This is a genomic window from Aquirufa sp. (assembly GCF_044342065.1).
Lineage (GTDB): Bacteria > Bacteroidota > Bacteroidia > Cytophagales > Spirosomataceae > Aquirufa.
On record NZ_JBIIQN010000004.1, the window covers coordinates 86,632 to 106,331 of the forward strand.

At 41.4% G+C, this 19,700-nt stretch carries 13 protein-coding genes; 3 read left to right on the forward strand and 10 right to left on the reverse strand.

The window, feature by feature from the left end:
* Positions 1 to 20: 20 nt before the first annotated feature.
* The 10 genes from ACIQZ2_RS02935 to pdxA all read right to left on the reverse strand — a co-directional run bounded on the left by ACIQZ2_RS02935 (position 21) and on the right by pdxA (position 13,678).
* Positions 21 to 2,261: a hypothetical protein gene (locus ACIQZ2_RS02935; protein WP_395767342.1), complete on the reverse strand. Its 2,241-nt coding sequence runs from the start codon at positions 2,259 to 2,261 to the stop codon at positions 21 to 23.
* Positions 2,262 to 2,323: 62 nt separating this feature from the next.
* Positions 2,324 to 3,340 carry a polysaccharide deacetylase family protein gene (locus ACIQZ2_RS02940; protein WP_395767343.1) on the reverse strand — a complete coding sequence of 339 codons (1,017 nt, stop codon included), beginning with the start codon at positions 3,338 to 3,340 and terminating at the stop codon, positions 2,324 to 2,326.
* A 64-nt stretch (positions 3,341 to 3,404) separates the two neighbouring features.
* Complete coding sequence (locus tag ACIQZ2_RS02945) at positions 3,405 to 4,688, reverse strand: hypothetical protein (protein ID WP_395767344.1); 1,284 nt, start codon at positions 4,686 to 4,688, stop codon at positions 3,405 to 3,407.
* 258 nt (positions 4,689 to 4,946) lie between these two features.
* Entirely contained in the window at positions 4,947 to 5,837 is an 891-nt protein-coding gene (locus tag ACIQZ2_RS02950) for a YicC/YloC family endoribonuclease (protein WP_395767345.1), read from the reverse strand.
* Positions 5,834 to 8,278 carry a YfhO family protein gene (locus ACIQZ2_RS02955; protein WP_395767346.1) on the reverse strand — a complete coding sequence of 815 codons (2,445 nt, stop codon included), beginning with the start codon at positions 8,276 to 8,278 and terminating at the stop codon, positions 5,834 to 5,836. The genes ACIQZ2_RS02950 and ACIQZ2_RS02955 overlap by 4 nt, the downstream gene beginning before the upstream one ends.
* A 6-nt stretch (positions 8,279 to 8,284) precedes the next feature.
* Positions 8,285 to 8,713 (reverse strand): peptidylprolyl isomerase, encoded by a 429-nt coding sequence (locus ACIQZ2_RS02960; RefSeq protein WP_395767347.1) that lies wholly within the window; start codon positions 8,711 to 8,713, stop codon positions 8,285 to 8,287.
* 116 nt (positions 8,714 to 8,829) lie between these two features.
* Positions 8,830 to 9,330 carry a tetratricopeptide repeat protein gene (locus ACIQZ2_RS02965; protein ID WP_395767348.1) on the reverse strand — a complete coding sequence of 167 codons (501 nt, stop codon included), beginning with the start codon at positions 9,328 to 9,330 and terminating at the stop codon, positions 8,830 to 8,832.
* Entirely contained in the window at positions 9,330 to 11,762 is a 2,433-nt protein-coding gene (locus tag ACIQZ2_RS02970) for an endonuclease MutS2 (RefSeq protein ID WP_395767349.1), read from the reverse strand. Before ACIQZ2_RS02970 ends, ACIQZ2_RS02965 begins: the two co-directional genes overlap by 1 nt.
* Positions 11,759 to 12,667 (reverse strand): NAD(P)-dependent oxidoreductase, encoded by a 909-nt coding sequence (locus tag ACIQZ2_RS02975; RefSeq protein WP_395767350.1) that lies wholly within the window; start codon positions 12,665 to 12,667, stop codon positions 11,759 to 11,761. Before ACIQZ2_RS02975 ends, ACIQZ2_RS02970 begins: the two co-directional genes overlap by 4 nt.
* 3 nt (positions 12,668 to 12,670) lie before the next feature.
* Positions 12,671 to 13,678, reverse strand: coding sequence for a 4-hydroxythreonine-4-phosphate dehydrogenase PdxA (gene pdxA / locus ACIQZ2_RS02980; protein ID WP_395767351.1), 1,008 nt, complete (start codon positions 13,676 to 13,678; stop codon positions 12,671 to 12,673).
* A gap of 198 nt (positions 13,679 to 13,876) precedes the next feature.
* Here pdxA and ACIQZ2_RS02985 point away from each other — a divergent pair, with 198 nt between their 5' ends.
* The 3 genes from ACIQZ2_RS02985 (at position 13,877) to ACIQZ2_RS02995 (ending at position 19,678) form a co-directional block, all read left to right on the forward strand.
* Positions 13,877 to 17,737, forward strand: coding sequence for a pyruvate carboxylase (locus ACIQZ2_RS02985; RefSeq protein WP_395767352.1), 3,861 nt, complete (start codon positions 13,877 to 13,879; stop codon positions 17,735 to 17,737).
* 4 nt (positions 17,738 to 17,741) lie between these two features.
* The gene (locus ACIQZ2_RS02990) at positions 17,742 to 18,479 is read left to right on the forward strand and encodes an alkaline phosphatase (protein ID WP_395767353.1); all 738 of its coding nucleotides are present in this window, start codon (positions 17,742 to 17,744) and stop codon (positions 18,477 to 18,479) included.
* A 305-nt stretch (positions 18,480 to 18,784) separates the two neighbouring features.
* Positions 18,785 to 19,678 carry a sugar phosphate isomerase/epimerase family protein gene (locus ACIQZ2_RS02995; protein WP_395767354.1) on the forward strand — a complete coding sequence of 298 codons (894 nt, stop codon included), beginning with the start codon at positions 18,785 to 18,787 and terminating at the stop codon, positions 19,676 to 19,678.
* The last annotated feature ends 22 nt before the right edge of the window (positions 19,679 to 19,700 follow it).

Here is a 19,700-nt window from a genome sequence, read left to right on the forward strand (position 1 = left end):
CTAAGGATAAATTATTGTATCTATTGTCCCTTTACTGGCGAACTGATCACCTGTAGATACCTTCCCATCCAATAAGGCAATAACCAAATGTCCCCCGCGCTATGCTCGGAAATTCCATTTCCAGTTTTGCGATCTAACGTAAACATATTGGCATTATGTCGTTGAATCGGTCGCTCATCGGGGGGTAAGACTTCTTTGGTAAATTGCTTGCGAAAGTTAGGGGCTAAAAGTTCGATGTCTTTGCGGTGACTATTTTCAATGGCCCAATCGACCATGTCTAGTGGATGTTCCCGTAAATACCACGCCGCTTCCGCTAAATCAAATGTATTTGTTCCTGTCAATGCCGTGAAAATGTTCCAAGCTCCTTCTTTTTCAGGTCTTTCAATTTCCCAATGATCGATGATGGCCTTTTTGTAATTAGCACGTAAGGTATCATTAAAGGCATAGCGATATAAACCCCAGTAGCCTACAAAATACATTTCGTCATCTGAATGATTCCAAGCATCAGATAGATTTTTTGCGTGTGGATCTGCATTATCCGGGGCAAGGCCTATTTGATTCATAGGTCGCATTAAATTTTCAAAATACCCATGCTTTTGCATGAGCTCAAAAGCTTTTTCCTTGTATATCGGTTTTTTAGTAAAGTGATAGGCCGTCTGCAACATCGAAATAATATTCGATGAGTTTAATTTCCGATCTCCTATATTGGTTGGAAAACCATTCACATAGGACGGATTCCAGCGTCCCCACAAGGTAGGTTTCCCATCATAGTCTATCAAATACCACTTGTTTTTTATGATGTGCGACATCAAAGTGTCCATCAACACAATGGATCTTTTTTGTAAATCGGGTACGTTAACTAATTCCGCTAATGCCCCAAAGGCAAACATGTGGCCAATTACCTCGTCCGATGAAGTCGTAGATTTCCAATCCCATGCGGCATCCGACGCGTGTTGCCAGCGCTCAGGATCTGAGAGCTGGGCTATATAACCACTTCGCTCATAAGACCGTGCAGGAAATCCCGGTACTGAGGTGATCATGTATAATCTTTCCATTGCCTCAAACGCTTCACGAACATTCGCTAAGGCATCCGCTTCCTTGGTCACGGCATACCTGAATATCTCCGCACCCAAATACATTGAAGTCCATAACCCGTCATTATCTGAATCTGCCAAATACCCTGTGCTGATATTACCATGTTCCATTTGACTCAAACTCGCATTAAATCCATGTCTAATATGCCTTTCGCGTACCTGTGCCTCAAAGTACATCGCTTTTTCGTGTAAAGTCATCGACTTAACGTGGAGTTGCGCTAGTCCCGCTTTTGTTACGATTAGAACGGATTGATTCGGGCCAGCATTTATGGATGTAACTTCATTATTCGGAAGCCAGCGCTCTCCCTGAAAATAATCAAATTTCCCATCTTTGCGCAAAGCAAATGCACCATTAGTAGACCCAAACCAGGTTTTGTCACCCAAGATTTTTACGGCTGTAATGGACGGGACAGGAATTTTTTGTTGCAGTGCCCCCACTTTTTTCGTCGCTAAATCCACCGTAAAAAAACCTTCAGTGCTTCCCACAACAGCCTTATTTTCCCGTACATCAAAAGCTGTAAATTTGTTTCCAGCTATCCATAGGGCTAATTGCCCCGTCTTTGGGTCAAATCGATGTAGTCCATAAGATGCCAAAACCCAAAAATACCCCGTGCTGGAATCGAAGGCAAGCGCACTTATTTGATCACCTTCTACACGGGATTTAAAAAGTGTTTTAGAGCTATGCACAAGATGTAAGGATGTTCCATCACTAATTAAAAACGTAAAGTCATTTCCGCCTGCACCCATCGAGGCGCCTGGTAATTCATGTCTCGATTGCAATGTTCCTGCCCATGCGTGGCTGAAGATTGATTTGTCATCCAAAAAGACAAATTGGTCAGCATAGGTGAAAAGGTGTTGGATTTTTTTAGCGCCGCTAGTTCTGTTTCGCTGATCGGATACTAAAGTTCCTGGATTTAAAAATTGGCCTGCGTGGGGCAACATCAATCCAGTGGAACTAAAAATTTTGATGGATCCATTCCGGTCGGCAGCGACTGATTTTAACAGTACTTGGCTATCCTTGGCATAGTATTTGACGCTATAATCTTGCCAAAATGGTTTATCTTCATAAACGGGTAGGGGAGATTTTTTTTGTCCGTAAACACATGAAGCTAAACTCAGAAATAGTAAGGCTAGCTTACTTGATTTTTGTAGGGTCGAGTACCACATATTTAATCGATTTTTGATTTGTGCCTATATGAGATGAGTAGGTTATTCAGACCACGCGCGTGTTAGTTTACTTTTTTTCGCCGCTCCAATAATTCTCGGAAAGTGGTTAATATGATTCCTTCTTTTTCAATATAGGCTTTTAATGCGGGATTCATCATGGAATTCATGTCGGCAAGGCGCGATCCCCCAGAACCCGAAATGAATTTGAATTCTTCTGTGATGTCACTGCTGTGAACAATCATCATGGCTACCCCCGGCTTCATATGTTGGATTGCCTCAATCCACTGCTGGGCTTTGTACGCACCCCATTCCTCTGCCGTGGGGTTGCCAGCAGGTTTCCAATCTCCGCTGTAGGTATGTAAGTCATCGAGTACAGGTAGTCCCGCATTCCAAAGTTTCTCTCCCAGTTTACTAGCTTCACCAAACAAATCTGTCAGTCCATATCGTTTGGCTTCTAGCTTGGTACCTTCTTTCCAGGTTCCGTCTGCTTTCATTTTCTTGATAAGCGGAAGGTTCATGGACTCGATCATCATTTTATTATTTCCTCCAGGAAACATGACTGGGATGCCCATTTCAATGCCAACTTTCACATAGCGTTCTAAAAATGGCGGATAGGCGAATAATGTCCCCATGTGTGAATCAAGGTGGGTTGGTGCCCAACCTAGCCGTTTGGCACGTGCTATTTGTGCTCTAATTTCCCTTTCTACCTCATCAGGACTGGCATTTTTTATTACCTGTTCCACACTCGGATATAGACAACCATCTCCATCGCTGAGGCCGGGGACTTGTTGGAACCCCGCCAGCGGAGGCCAGCGATAATCTTTCCATTCCGACGTTAAGGTCAGGTGTAGTCCGGCATCAGCCTGGGGATTATTTTTTTGTAGGTAATGGATAAAACTAGCTGCCCAAGGACAGGGCATCATGATGCTGCAAGAAGTTGCGACCCCTTGCTCCATTGATTTGTAGGCGCCTTGGTTTGAAGAGTAGGACATGCCACAATCATCGACATGGAAAATTAAAACCTTTTTGCCTTTGGGAAATCCGAGCCGTTCGGCATAGGTTTTGTCTGATTGTGCCATTAGTTGCCCACTTAACAGGCAAAAAAGGGCGATGAATTTTAAGGACTGATGCATGTATGGTTGATTAATTTTGTGGCTTGGGACTTTCCTTTACTAATTTCAAAGCTTGCTCCATGTAGATTTCGGCAGTCATTTCACCCAATGAAGTTTGGGAGACGTATTCGTAGCGTTTGAAGGAATTGAAGTCAACTTTGGCTAACATATAGCCAAATGCGTCATTTGTCAAACCAAATAAAAAGGGCATCTTGCTATTCATATTTCGTTTCACATAATAACCTACATTGGGTAATGCTTCTCCGGGAACGGTTAAAATTTGTGCGGGTCCGATATTCAAAAGATTGAGTTGGGTCGTCACTTGATTTTCTTTTCCACCTTCGAATTGTAAAGGTGATTTTTTCAAGATATACCGCATGATTTCAGAATCAATGGGGAATGAAATTTTTCGCGAAGTACAATACAGGGAAGGGTTTTCGAGTACAGGTGCCGCCGCTACGATACGCATCGCTTCATCAGCTAATAGTTCGCCGATACGAATGCATTCCTCCCAGGTATTCGCCTCTTTTTGATTTTGCCCTTCTTTCACATATTCCAAGCGGGTATCCGCGGTAACCATACCACCCTGAGCTCCGTTCATGAATAAGGCAATACCGCCAACGGTCGATTCAATTTTTTGATACATAGGCCCAATCATATCGGGGCTCAAAATACCTCGGCTATTACCTAATACTTCGGGATGGACGGCATAATTAACCAAGGTTGCAATGGGTTTCCCCATGTTTGAGCCTGTGGTTGCTATGGCTTGAATAACGCCACAACGTGGGTCATATAAGGCAGGAGCATAATAATTATAGGCTATTTTACCCTTTGCTTCCCCCATGGCTACCTTTAAAGTAGCAGGTTGTAAGCGGGAAGTTGCCTCATTTACGGCATCTGCAATCTGCGTTACGCACCAGTCCAAATACTTCAAATCTGCATAACTCTTTCCGGACATGTCTGGAAAACCATAAGCATCAGGCGCGCTATGCGTGTGTGTGGCGCCAATCAATACATTTTCAGGCGCGATGCCTTTAATCAGGGCACGGGAGCGATTACCCAAGATGGAAGTCCAGCCGAGATTGTCGACATTCACAATGGCAAACCGCGTGTTTCCTTGTTCAAACACCATAGCGCGCGCAAACAGATCACCCCGCTTTTCTGTAACAGGATGTGGAACCCCAATTCCCCCAGAAACAGGTAGGAGTGGATCGGGTGTTATTACCCGAACAGCTGCACCAACACGAATATTTTGGGCATTAGTCAACAGATTGACCAGCAAAAAAAAGCAAAGGTATGTGAGTTTGTAACGCATATTTTTGAAAATTTAAAGAAAACAGACGATATTTTACTTGGAGCTAATTTAAGTAAAATTCTAATTTATTTGAGCAAGCTTATTCCAATAGTCAATAGGTCTATATTATAGCCACTTTTTACCACCTAAATTTGTAAAGGACTTTACTGTATATTATTGAAAGTGGTTTTTGTAGTTTTCTAAAGACAAAAAAAAGACGCGAAGTGTCGCGTCTCTACAAATCATTCCAGGATCCAACGTCCAGCGTCCAACGTCTATTTAAAGAACATTTGCCGTTTGCTCCTTAATCTTCTCCAACTCATCCTTCATGTTCACCACTAAATGCTGAATCTGCGAGTCATTGGCCTTAGAACCGATCGTATTAATTTCCCGACCAATCTCTTGCGCCATAAAGTTGAGCTTCTTGCCATTTCCCTCAGCTAGGATGTCAATGAAATAGCCTAAATGTGTATTTAATCGGACTTTCTCCTCTGAAATATCGAATTTTTCAATGTAATAAACCACCTCTTGCTCGAAGCGATTTTTGTCAAAATCTTCATTGAGACCTAACTCCAACAAAGACTTTTTCATTCGCTCTCGAATTCCCGGCATACGAATTAAATCTTGCTCTGTTACTTGCTGTAAACCCGTAGCAATCGAAGCAATGTATTCTCTGAATTTATCCTCAACGATTTTTCCTTCACGCGCGCGAAATTCCTTACATTCAGCTACCGCCTCTTGAATCGCTTCGTAAATTACCTGCCATAAAGCCTCAATTTCCTCCTCTGTTTCCTCTTTGGTGTCTTGTGAAATGCTTGCTGGTACATTTAACGCCTGTAAATACAAGGCTCCTTCGTCTACATTCGTTACACCTAAGTCGGTCGCTACACGCTTCAGCTCTGTAAAATACAAGGCAATGTGTCCCTGTGGCAGAATACTTACCTCACCACCATCGTGATTTTTTTGAATCTGTACACTTAATTCGATTTTCCCTCGCTCTAATTGCTGTGTTAAATAATTACGAATTTCGATTTCACGTGCAGAAATAGATTTGGGGAGCCGACAAAAAATATCGGTAAACTTTGAATTCAAGGTCTTTACTTCTACTCGAATTTGTAGCTCTTGCGCCTCTTTTTGGGATTTCCCAAAACCTGTCATTGAATAAATCATGCCTCTTTTTTAGTTTGTTTAATCGTCAGGCCGATAGCCAAGGCGATGAATAATAGTAAGCCTATGGACGCAAATCCATCTACTTTTTGACCCATCTCAACAGAATATGGCTCAAATTTAAATTCAATGGTATGTTTTCCTGCTGGTATTGCTAACCCACGTAATACATAATTTGCCCGAACGTGGTTCGTTTCTTTTCCATCTATGTAGGCTTTCCAGTCTTTATTTCCTCGGTAGTAGATCTCGGAAAACACCGCAAAGCCAGGCTTGTCTGAATTTGATTGATAGGCCAAATGATTTGGTTCGTATTTTTGAAGTGTAATTGTAGCATTAGCCGACGAATCTATCAAAACAGCTCCCGCATTTACTCGATCTTGTTCCTCTACAATCACCTGTTTTGCTGGATTAATTTTCTCAATTCCATTCAAAGCCTCGTCCGCATTTTTCGCCCATACTATGGATTGTACAAACCATGCATTTCCTAAGGCAGTCGGGTTTGTTTGTTTAATGGCTTGACCTGCCGAATCTGTCACAATGATGTATTTAGTATTTAACATGTTCAATACATTCATTTGGCCCGGATTACCTGCAAAATACTTCTCAACTAATTCCTGGTAACGACGCAATTTAGCAGCATGATATCCACCTATTGATTGATGGTAATAACTGGTTGACGCATCATTCATGAACGAAACGGTAGAGTTTAAAACACGGAACTTACTTTGGTCAGCCGAGATTTGTTGGTCTACAGCCGTAGGCTGAACCTGTTCCTCCAGTGTACTTTTGGACACAAATGCTTCTTTCCCAAAATAGCGTTTGGCAACCGGTGTCAAATCGAAAATTCCCAACAAAACGATTCCGATGACCCAGACAGATTTTTTAACCTTAGCCATACTCGCACTATATACCAATACAGCACCGATAATGATGATAATTAAACTTCTAAATGCGTCTGATTGAAACAAGTCAATACGATCCAATCGAATGCTATTCCAAATGGCTGAATTCAATGCTTGATCTTGAATAATGGCTGCACCATCTTGAGCACCCTTAAAATCATAGAATAAATCAGGTAGAATACCAAACATCAAACACAAACCACCACTTAACCCAAGTGCGTACAACAAGGGTTTCTTGATTTCAGCCAGGTTTGGTTTGTGTTTAGCTAATTGAATTAATCCCATCAAGCCTAAACTCACCATCCCAAACTGTACAAAAGATAAGACCATCGTGATGGCACGGAATTTATTGAACATCGGGATGTAATCAAACCAAATAAAATTCAATGGAAAATTCTTGCCCCATGACATGGTTAAAAACAATAGCGTAATTCCAATAATCCACCATTTTTCACCTGATTTCACGTAAAAGGCTGCGAATAAAAACAAGAAGATGACCAACGCCCCCGCATAAGCTGGTCCAGCAGTATACGATTGCTCGCCCCAATAGGTTGGCGCTTTTTCCACAAATCCCAACACCTGATCCTCCGGAAAACCCGCGTCAACCATCGTTTTGTAGGTATTCGATTTAGTTCCTCCCAAATCTCCTTGAGACGCGCCACCCTTAAAATTTGGAATTAATAATGTTCCTGTTTCTGATAATCCATAGGACCAGTCGAACGCATAGCCACTATCTAGGCCGTCGCCCCGACTGGCATTAGCAGCTAATTCAGATTTACCTCTTGTGGTTTCTTTGGCATAATCATAATTATTCCAAAGACGCATGCTGTGGGTTCCGATGGCCAAAAGCAGTCCAATACCCAATAATAATCCTCTTGAAAACCAATCGTTCAAGGTCTTATTTCGAAATGAATGGATCAGCATGTACAGTTTGTATGCACCGATGATGAAAAATAAATAATAGGTGATTTGAACGTGATTGGCATATAATTCGAGGGCCATCGCCAGCGCAAATACAGCTGCCCCCAACCATTTAAATGCGCCCCAGCACATGCGTATTCCCGCAAGTACCATCGGCGCATAGGCTAAGGCTAATACTTTTGAGGTATGTCCTGCTGGAATAATAACCAAATTATAGGTAGCAAACGTGTAGAATACTGCTCCTGCAAAACCGAGTAGGGGTGAAGCCCCCATCGCCCAAAGAAACAAATACATACCCAATAATTGTAGGATAAGTAAATTTACTGGTGTCGGGAATAAATTGGTTATGAAACTTCCTAAGTAACTTGAAACACTATAGGGATATGAACCAGAAATTTGGTAAGTCGGCATCCCTCCAAACATCGAGTTGGTCCACCAGGCATCCGTTCCTGTTTCCTTTTTAAATTGCATGCTTTCCTGTGCCGCCGCCTGAGCCTGCTGAATATCGTGTTGGGCCAAAACCTTACCCTGTAAAACGGGACCGCAATACAGGAAAGAAATGATGATAAACCCGAAAATTACGAGTCCGTGGGGGATAAAGGAACGCAAATCAATTTTCATATAAAGCTATTGAATACTTACTAATTCTAATTCAAACGTTAAATCACGACCTGCTAATGGATGGTTTGCATCCAACGTAACATGTGTCTCTGTTAAATTGGTAATCACAACTTCTACTACGTGACCACCATCTTGGTGCATGCTTAGCGAACTGCCTAATTCGAGTTCAATGTGAGCTGGAATTTGCGCACGCTCAATGGTTACCGTATTTTCTGGCGAATGCTCACCATAAGCTTCTGCCGCAGGGATTACTACCGTTTTTTTCTCACCAATTGTCATGCCCGTTACTCCCTCATCAAATCCCTTGATGACCATTCCTGAACCTAATTGAAATTCTAAAGGAGTACGGCCGACGGATGAATCAAATATTGAACCATCATCGTGTTTTCCTGTGTAATGTACGGCTACTTTATCGCCTGTTTTTGCAATAGACATGTTGTTAAAATTAATCCTGTTCACACGATTGTGGCCAGGCAGTAAATAAATTGATTTTTTTATAAAGCTAAAAGCCTATCCTTCAAAGTTCAGGATTTTTTTTGCTTTTTCATAACCTATTCGGGACGCTTTAGACTGCGGCAATAAATATTTAAATACCCCAAAGAAAGTGTATCTCCCAAATCTGCCGCGTACTGAAAATCATAACAGGCCTCCAGCACATTTCCTGTACTTAAAAGTTTTACCCCGCGATTAAAGTAACTCTCCTGATAATAGGGATAAATCGCAATGGATTTCGAATAATCGGCGATGGCCCCTTTTTCATTTCCCAACTTCGATTTAAAATAGGCCCGATAAAAATAGTAATCGGCATGATCGTTTTCGAGCTTAATAGCGCGCGTCAAATCGGCCACTGCCCCTGAGTAGTTTTCTTGAAATCCCCGACTGATACCTCTAGAGAATAAGATTTGAGGATTTTTGGGATATTGTGCGTGGGCTTTAGTGAGTAATTCGGTTGCTTCTTGAAATTTCCCTTCCTTGATTTTAGCAAGCCCCATGTTGTAGTCGATCATGCAACCACCAAGCAATAAACAACTGAAATACAACAGATACCTCATTATTTAAAAGTTACTATAGAAATTCCCGCACCTCCACGGTCGGCATGTTCATCTTGCACCAACTTTACCTCGCGGTAGCGTTTTAATTGTTCTTTGACCAAATTACGTAAAATACCATCTCCTTTTCCGTGTAGTATACGTACTTCAGGAACGCCTAGTAGCAAGGCATCATTCATGTATTGATCTAATATCACATATACTTCTTCGCCACGTTTGCCTCTGACATCCAGCGTTAATCCAAAATGCGCCATGCGGTCATTCATATCAATTCCGCGCATCGCAGTTCTTGTTGATTTTTCAGTTTTCGGAGCCTTTACTTGCTCCAATCGATTCAATTTAATTGTACTTCTTATGCCCCCCAGTGCAACTACGGCATCTTTGCCTTTGAGTTCCATAACTTCTCCAATGGCACCTTCGCCATCTGCTTGTTTGATGGCCACCCAGGATCCGACGGTTATAGGCCCAGTGATGGATATTTTTTGAGGTTTTTCAATTATTGTGGGAGTCTGAACTTTTAGCTTCTTCTCAGAAAACTCATTTAATCCTTTGCGGATTTCCTTGGTCACTTCTTTTTCTGCTGACTTCTCCTTGATTTCGCGGATGGTTTGTTCAATTTTCTGATTGGCATCCTTTACTAATTGCTTGGCCTCCGACTTTGCGAGATTTAATAAGCGCTTCTGCTCTTCCTCCAAGTGATTTTTCAAACGCGCATATTGCTCTTTGATACTCTCTGCCTGTGCTAATTGGACCGATAAGCTGGTATTTTTTGCTTCCCAAATCTGCTTCTCGGTCTCTGTTTCCATCAACAATTTGTCAAAATCTACCTGGCTCTTGCCGAGTTTTTTTCGGGCATTTTCAATGATTTGATTTGGTAATCCAATTTTTTGGGCAATTTCAAAAGCAAATGAACTACCGGGTTTCCCCATATCCAAAATAAACTGAGGTTCTAAATGTGTGGTATCATACCGCATCGCCGCATTGAATAAACCTTGCTTCCGATCCGCCAAACTTTTTAAATTACCAAAGTGCGTATTAATGGCTCCATATGAACCTTTATCAGCCAGTTTTTCCAAAATCGATTCTGCAATGGCACCTCCCAATGATGGTTCTGTGCCTGTGCCAAATTCATCTACGAGCAACAACGTTTTATCTTGTGCATGTGCCAAGAAATGCCGCATGTTGCTTAAGTGAGACGAATATGTACTCAATTCATTTTCAAGGTTTTGCTCATCACCCATATCCAAAAAGATTTGGTCAAAAAAGCCCATTATTGAGCCTTCCATCAAGGGTACCAAACAGCCTGCTTGAAATAAATATTGCAATAAGCCAATCGTACTTAAAGTCACAGATTTTCCGCCTGCATTTGGTCCTGAGACTACCATAATGCGTTTTTGGTCATCCAATGTGATGTCCAAAGCCTTAATTTTTTTACCTATTTTGACTAAAGATTCTTCTAAAATTGGATGTCTTGCGCCTTTCCATTCTACCCATGGGCTGGATTTTACATGAGGTAAAATGGCATTGTGTTCAACGGCCCAAACGGCTTTAGCTCGAACGAAATCGATAATGCCCAACCATTGGTACCAGGCGGTCAACATGGGGACCATCGGACGTACTCGGTCGGATAAACGAGATAAAATCTGAATAATTTCACGGCGTTCAGCTGATTCCAGCGACTTGATTTCGTTGTTTAAAACCAAGGCATCTGCCGGTTCTAAATACACCGTTTTACCCGTATCTGATTCGTCTTGTACGAAACCTTTGATTTTTCTTTTATGTTCTGCCGCCAATGGAATAACCATTCGGCCATTTCGCAGAGTCAATGAAAAATCCTTACTGACCCAGCCTTCTTTATAGGCTTGCTGGATATAGGAATCCAATTTCTTTCTTAGGTTTTGTTCCTCAGCAAAGCGCTTTCTTCTTAAATCGCCTAAAGCTGCTGATGCTGTTTCCTTGATTTGACCATTGTTATCAAATACGCGATCTAATTCCTGAATGATGGGAATGATTTGTCGAAAATTGGATCCTTGTTCTTCTTCTTTTTGAATAAAGGATTGTGTGATTTTACTTATTTCAGGATATTTATCGACATCGATGCCCGCGAAAAATCGAATCACTTGATAAAGAATATCCAAACCACGGTGCCAATCTCTCCACTCCTCCGGAGCTAGGTAATGGCCATCCAATGTCAAAGGAGCAAACCATGGCCGCAAATCAAAAAAATCTTGTTGGGGCCATTCTCCTCCGTGCTCCGCCATGATTTGTTTCATCTCATTTACTTGTTCTACCCATTGTTTAACAACAGGAAACCGAGTTGAGAATTTCATTTTTGCTGCATATTCTGCACCCATCGGGCTTAAGCAAGCCTGCTGTATGTGGTCCTTTATCTGATGGAAACCGAGTTTTTCAGCAATGTTTTCTGGATAATTCATAGCTGATAATGGGCTTTGATTTTTTCAATGAGCACATCATTAATCTTCCAATAGCTTTCTTTTGTCCATCCCGCTACATGGGGACTGAATAGGGTAGTAGGATGGGATGAAATTTGCTCAAAAAGGGCTTTTTCTTCGGGTGACCAAGTCGCTAACTTTTCATTAGGAAGTACATCTATGGCAATACCTTTTAGTTTTTCTGAAGCTAGTCCCCAAGCTAGAGCTTTCAGGGAACAGATAGCTCCCCGGGAACTGTTGATCAATACAATTGGTTTTGCAAACTTTTCTAAAAAAGTCTGATTTACCATTTCCCTTGTCTCATCTGTTAATGGGATATGCAAGCTGACAATGTCCGCATGTTGAAATACATCGGCTAATGTATGTGTTCCGGGGGCATATTTATCATAGGCCAAGATGTTCATCTCAAATCCTTGCAATTTTTTGGCCAGACTTTGACCCATATTTCCATACCCGATAATGCCCAATGTTTTACCTTGTAATTCCCAGCCTCTATTTCCTTCTCGGTCCCAAACACCTTGACGAACTTGAGAATCTGCTGAATTAATTTTACGCGCTAAGGTGATTAATTGACCAATCACATGTTCTGCGACGGCATCTCGGTTTCCTTCATTGGCACTGAAAACTGCGATTTGATTGGCTTGACAATAGTTTACGTCGATTAAGTCCAGGCCAGCTCCTGCGCGAGCAATGAATTCTAAATCCGAATTAGCTAGTTCTATAGCTCCCAAAGCCAATTTCGAACGAAGTACCAATCCTTGATAACCTTTTAATGAAACATCCTTTTGGAGAATATTGGGGTGCTCATCAACCACAAATCCCAAGGACCGTAAGCCAAGGGCTAAGGAAGGATGAACTTCATCGATGATAAGGACCTTTTTACCCATTCGTTAAACGTTCATTCGGTTTTTTACTAAATCAATGGCTAAGAAGAACGCATGTAAGAATGAACTGGGATCCGCCTCATTTTTACCTGCAATATCGTAAGCTGTTCCATGATCTGGTGAGGTACGAATAATGGGTAAACCAGCCGTAAAATTAACCCCTGTTTCAAAGGCGATGTATTTAAATGGAATCAATCCTTGGTCATGGTACATGCCCAATACCCCATCAAATTCCTTGAATTGTGCTTTCCCGAAGAAACCGTCTGCCGGATATGGCCCGAAAACCAAGACCCCTTTTTTACGATATTCCTCGATCACAGGTTGGATAATTTCCAATTCCTCTTGTCCCAACAAGCCTGCCTCACCCGCATGTGGATTAAGTCCTAATACAGCTAATTTGGGCTTTTCAATTACGAAATCTTCCTGTAAACTTTGCAAGAAAACATCTATTTTATTCTTTATTAACTCTTTTGTTAATGCTTTGCTGACGTCCTGCAAAGGTAAATGACCCGTTGCGACGCCCATCCTGAAACCTTCACTAACCATCATCATTAAAGCGTTTTTGGCCTCAAAACGTTCGGTTAAGTATTCGGTATGACCAGGGAAATTAAATTCTTCCGACTGGATATTGTGCTTGTTGATCGGAGCGGTTACTAAAGCTGCCAACAATCCTTTATCTAAATCTTGTGCTGCTCGGTCTAAACATGCAAATGCTGCCTTTCCAGCTTCGGGGGTTACTTTTCCGGGTTCAACAATCGTATTGGCGTCATCCCAGCATGTGATTACAGCTATATGACCTTCTTTTACATCTTCTATTGAAGAAATCTCTTTTATTGACCAATCCTGGAGTTCAAAGAGATTGCGATAGAATTGAATAACTTTATTTGACCCATAAATTACCGGAGTACACCACTTTAAGATGCGCTGGCTGCCCAATGACTTTAGTATTACTTCTGGACCTATACCATTGTAGTCTCCTAAGGTAATGCCAATAAAAGGTTTCGTTGCGCTCATATTTAATGGGTAAAATTTGGGTCTGCAAGTTAAGAAATTTCACAGGAAGGCCCGCGATATTTTTTTTACTTAGAATATTTTGGTAACGAACCCAATAATAATTGTAAATTTTCAAGTTTCGCCAAATAAAATAGATGTTAAGCCACCTAAATACCAATTTATTTATGATTTTTGTTATGATGCACTAAATATATTAGCATGCCAAAATCTTACGTTAAGAAAATCTCGAGTCTTCTCATCGCAAACCGCGGTGAAATTGCTATTCGTATCATGCGTGCTGCCTCTGAACTTGGAATCAGAACTGTAGCTGTTTATACTTTTGAGGATCGCTATTCCTTGCACCGGTACAAAGCGGACGAGGCGTACCAGATTGGAAAAGACAACGAGCCGTTAAAGCCTTATTTGGATATCGAAGGTCTGATCACCCTTTGTAAAGTCAAGAAGATTGATGCCATTCATCCAGGCTATGGTTTTTTATCCGAGAACGTAGTTTTAGCGCGTCGTTGTAGAGAAGAAGGCATTGTGTTTGTTGGCCCTTCTCCTGAGGCCATGAATGCTTTGGGGGATAAAGTGGCTGCTAAAGTGGCTGCGCTCAAAGCCAATGTTCCAATGATTCAGGATTCCAAGGGGGATATGTCAGTGTATGAAAACGCTCTTTCTGAGGCACGTCGCATTACTTTTCCTGTGATGGTGAAAGCGGCAGCAGGAGGTGGAGGACGAGGTATGCGGGTTGTACGTTCTGAGGAGGAGTTGGAAAAAGCACATTCCGAAGCTAAAAATGAGGCAAAAAATGCTTTTGGCGATGATACCTTGTTTATTGAAAAATTTATTGACGATCCTAAGCATATCGAAGTGCAGTTGCTTGGGGACCAGCACGGTAATTTGGTACACCTTTACGAGCGTGATTGTTCAGTTCAACGCCGTTTTCAAAAGGTTGTAGAGGTTGCACCATCTTTTGGTCTAAAAGAAGAAACAAAGCAAAAATTATATGCCTATGCCTTGTCAATAGGTAAGGCAGTAAATTATTACAATGCGGGTACGGTAGAGTTCTTGGTGGACAAGGATGAAAATATATATTTCATTGAAGTAAATCCGCGTATTCAAGTAGAGCATACAATTACAGAAGAGGTAACGGGTATCGACATCGTTAGAACACAGATTCTGGTAGCTCAAAATTATAAATTGTCAGATCCGGGGATCTTTATAAAAGATCAGGAAGATATTCCACTAAAAGGATTTGCGATTCAGTGCCGTATTACGACGGAAGATCCATCGAACGGATTTAAACCTGATTTTGGAACCATAATTGCGTATCGAAATGCGGCTGGGTTTGGTATACGTTTAGATGAAGGTTCTTCTTATCCAGGGGTGAAAATATCCCCTTATTTTGACTCGATGCTTGTAAAAGTATCTGCCAAAGGCCGTACGTTGCGTGGGGCATCCGAGCGATTAAATCGCGCTTTGTCTGAATTCCGAATTCGTGGAGTAAAGACGAACATCCCTTTCTTACGAAATGTAATTACTCACCCCGTTTTCCAAGATGGTAAGTGTACCGTTCCATTTATTGCAAATCATCCTGAGTTATTCAATATAAGGCCTACGCGTGACCGTTCAACCAAAGCGTTACGCTATTTGGGGGAAGTTATTGTGAATGGAAATCCGGATGTTAAAGTAAAGCCATCAGCTCCATTTCGTACGCCAATTATACCATCCTTTGATGAGTTTGCGGAGTTTCCGCGTGGACACAAGCAACTTTTAACGGAACTTGGGCCGGAGCGTTTTGCCAAACACATTCGCGATTCAAAACAAGTATTATTCACTGATACGACTTTTCGAGACGGACACCAATCACTTTTAGCTACCCGCGTACGTACGCAGGATATGCTAGCCGTTGCCTCGGGCTTCGCTAAATCTTTCCCAAATTTATTTTCAATGGAAGTTTGGGGTGGGGCAACATTCGACGTGGCCATGCGATTCTTACACGAATCCCCTTGGAAAAGGCTAGCGGAGTTTAGAGAGGCGATGCCAAATATGCTGTTGCAGATGTTATTCCGTGGGTCAAATGCCGTTGGTTATTCAGCCTATCCAGACAACTTGATCGAGAAGTTTGTGGAGAAATCATCCGAATCGGGAATTGATATCTTCCGGATTTTTGATTCTTTGAATTGGATTGATGCCATGAAGGTGTCCATTAAAGCAGTACGTGAACGTACTCCTGGTATTGCTGAGGCATCGATTTGTTACACAGGGGATATGTTTACCAATGAAAAATATAATCTCCAGTATTATTTAGATTTAGCAAGGCAGTTGGAAGATATAGGAGCCCATGTTCTTTGCATAAAAGATATGGCAGGCTTATTACGCCCTTTCCAAGCGGAGAAATTAGTTACTGAACTTAAGAAAGCGGTTGATATTCCCATTCATTTACACACACATGATACGGCATCCGTTCAATCGGCTACCTATTTGAAGGCGATTGAGGCAGGAGTGGATGTGCTCGATGGGGCTTTGGCAGCTATGTCAGGCTTAACTTCCCAACCCAACATGAATTCATTGGTTGCTATGATGCAAGGTCATCCTTACGATAGTGGTTTGAATTTGGATGCGATGAATGATTATTCCAATTATTGGGAAGCGGTTCGATTGATGTATTTCCCATTCGAGTCTGAGTTGAAGGCTGGCACTGCTGAAGTATATAACAATGAAATTCCGGGTGGTCAATATACCAACTTGCGTGGCCAGGCAATTGCCCTGGGTGTTGGGGATAAGTTTGAGTTATTGAAGGATAATTATTCTGAGGCAAATAAATTATTTGGTGATATTGTCAAGGTAACACCATCCTCTAAAGTTGTGGGGGATATGGCAATCTTCATGACAGCAAATAGTTTAACGGCGGAAGATGTGTATGCCAAAGGATCAACTTTATCCTTCCCAGAATCGGTGAAAGATTTCTTTAAAGGAGGTTTAGGTCAACCACATCAAGGATTTCCTAAGCAATTACAAGAGATTGTGTTAAAGGGAGAGGCCGCTTACGAAGGAAGACCGAATGATCAACTTGCGCCAATTGATTTTGAAAAAGACTTTGCAGCTTTTCTAGCAAAATTTCCAGAAAATGAAGATGGATTCTTGGATTATTTATCCTACAAAATGTATCCGAAAGTCTATGAAGATTTTTACAAGAATCAAGCTTTGTATGGCGATTTATCCATGATGCCCACACCAGCCTTTTTCTATGGCTTAAAGCAGGATGAGGAGATTATGATTACCATTGAGCCGGGCAAAACGATTATTGTAAAGTATCTGTATATGTCGGATCCTGATGAATCGGGCTTACGTAACATTACTTTTGAATTAAACGGACAGGCTCGCCGATTAAAGATTTTAGACAAGAATGTAAAGGTAGAGCGTGCTCAGCATGCTAAAGCAAAGGTAAAAGGTGATATTGGTGCTCCATTACAAGGTCGTTTGAGCCGCATTTTAGTTAAACCTGGAGAAGAAGTAAAGAAGAACGCACCATTGTATGTGATCGAGGCGATGAAAATGGAGTCAATCGTTTCGGCGCCATTTGAAGGAATAATTGGTAATGTAGTATTGAACGAAGGTACGGTTGTGGAGCAAGATGATTTGGTATTGATCTTAGAGGAGGCGAAATTACCAGAACCGGATGTGGAGGAATACTTATTCGTTTATGGAACTTTGCGACGAGATTGCGGAAATGATCTACATCGTTTGATTGCGCGTAATTCAGATTATGTGGGCATGGCGACCTACCAAGGACAAATGTACCAAGTAGCAGATTATCCTGGTATAATTCCCTCAAAAGATCCCAAAGACCAAGTTGTAGGCGAGTTGTATTTACTTTCAAACACGATTAAATTATTAAATGTCTTGGATGAATACGAGGAATTTGATCTTGAGCATACGGATAAATCTTTGTTTGTTCGTGAGCATGTGACAGTTAAATTGAAAGATAAGGAAATTACATCCTATGCCTATTTGTACAATAAGCCGATTGATCAGAAAAAGCGTATTGTCTCGGGTGATTATTTAAAAAGTTAAAAGAATGAAAAAGTTGCTATTGTTATTGATGATTTCCTCAACTGTTTGGGGGCAAAATTTATTGACAAAGGCACACGCGCATAATGATTATGAACACGAAAGGCCTTTTTATGAGGCTTTTTCGTTGGGGTTTGGTTCTATTGAAGTGGATGTTTATGCAATTAATGGCGAGTTGTTGGTAGCCCATGATATTAAGGATATCAAGGCATCCCGAACATTTCAAAATCTTTATCTCGAGCCTCTGGTTAACGTTCTTGAGGCGGGAAAAGCAGGGAATTATCATCAATTGTTGATTGATAGTAAAACATCCGCTGATTCTACGATGCCATTGCTATTAAAGGCCATAGAACCCTTTAAAGATTTAATTTTAAAGAATAAATTTCGAATTGTTATTTCGGGTAATCGGCCAGCGGTGTCCGATTATGTTAAGTTTCCGAATTGGATTACGTTTGATGGCCGGCCTAATGAGGAAGTTCCTTCCTTTTTGGCTTCACATGTAGTTTTGGAAAGTGAAGCTTTTTACAAATTTGGTTTTTGGAATGGGACTAGTCCTATGACGCCGGCTTTGCGGGATAAACTGAAGACGTATGTAGATAAGGTTCATGCAGCTGGCCGTGTGGTTCGTTTATGGGCAACGCCGGAGGGTATATTAACTTATCAGACTTTGTTGGATCTGGGTGTAGATTACATTGGTACGGATCAGTTGGGGGCTTTGGCTGCGTATTTGAAGGCGAGTCGTTAGTTATCAGTTGTCAGTAATCAGTAGTCAGTAATCAGTTGTCAGTAATCAGTCGTTAGTTATCAGTTGTCAGTTATCAGTTGTCAGTAATCAGTTGTGCTGTATAACTGTTTCATATCTATATCGATACGGGTATTTATGCAATTTTGAAATGTCACAACTAACTACTGACTACTGATTACTGAATACTGCCAACTGTTTCTCTTTTTTCTTTGTGTTTTTTTTCGTTGTTTTGAATAAACCTATTTAATCACTCAAGTTTGATGTCTAACGTCCAACGTCTAGCGTCCAACGTCTAACTTTAAACTATGCTATCACGCCGTCGATTTATTGCACAAAATTCCCTTTTGGCATTAGCTGCCTTTCTTCCATCTGCCAAATCAAAAACCTACCGCATGGGTTATTCTGCGATCACCTGGGGAGGAAAAGATGAGCAAGCCATTGAAGAGTTGTCGGCGCTAGGGTATAAAGGGATTCAGTTGCGCGCCAATACTTACGCGAAATACAAGGATAATCCAGCTGAAATCAAAGCTTTATTAGATGCAAAAGGATTGTCGCTGGTCATGTTTTCAAGTGGTAATGTGGAAATTGATCCAGCTAAAAAAGAAGCTAATGCAGCCATGCATTTAAACCACGCGCGATTTGTGAAAGCGTTGGGAGGTACTTCCATTCAATTGACGAATAGTTTACGTAAAAATAATGTGCCGCCTACGGCTGATGAATTAACTCGTTTGGGGGCGGCTATGAATGAAATCGGGGCATTAACAAAGGAGATTGGTATTCAGTCGACTTATCATAACCACATGAATCAATATGGCGAGACGCCTGAGGAAGTGGATGCATTGGTACAAGCCATGGATCCTACGTATGTCCGTTTGCTATTGGATGTAGCTCATTACCATCAAGGTGGCGGTAAGCCAGCTGAAGCAGTACTTAAGTACAAAAAGATTTTACATAGCTTGCACATGAAAGATGTAGAATGTCCGATTGTTGGGAATCCCAATCCAAAATCCTATAAATTTGTGGAGCTAGGTCAAGGAAACGTTGATTTAGTGGGTGTATTCGCCGCACTTGATAAAATTAAATTTGCAGGCTGGACTATTGTTGAATTAGATGGCGTACCTGATAAAGCGAAAACGCCGGCTCAGTGTGCACAAATTAGCAAAGATTTCCTTCAGGCTAGAATTCAATATCAATTTTAGTAAATTGCCGACCTAATTATTT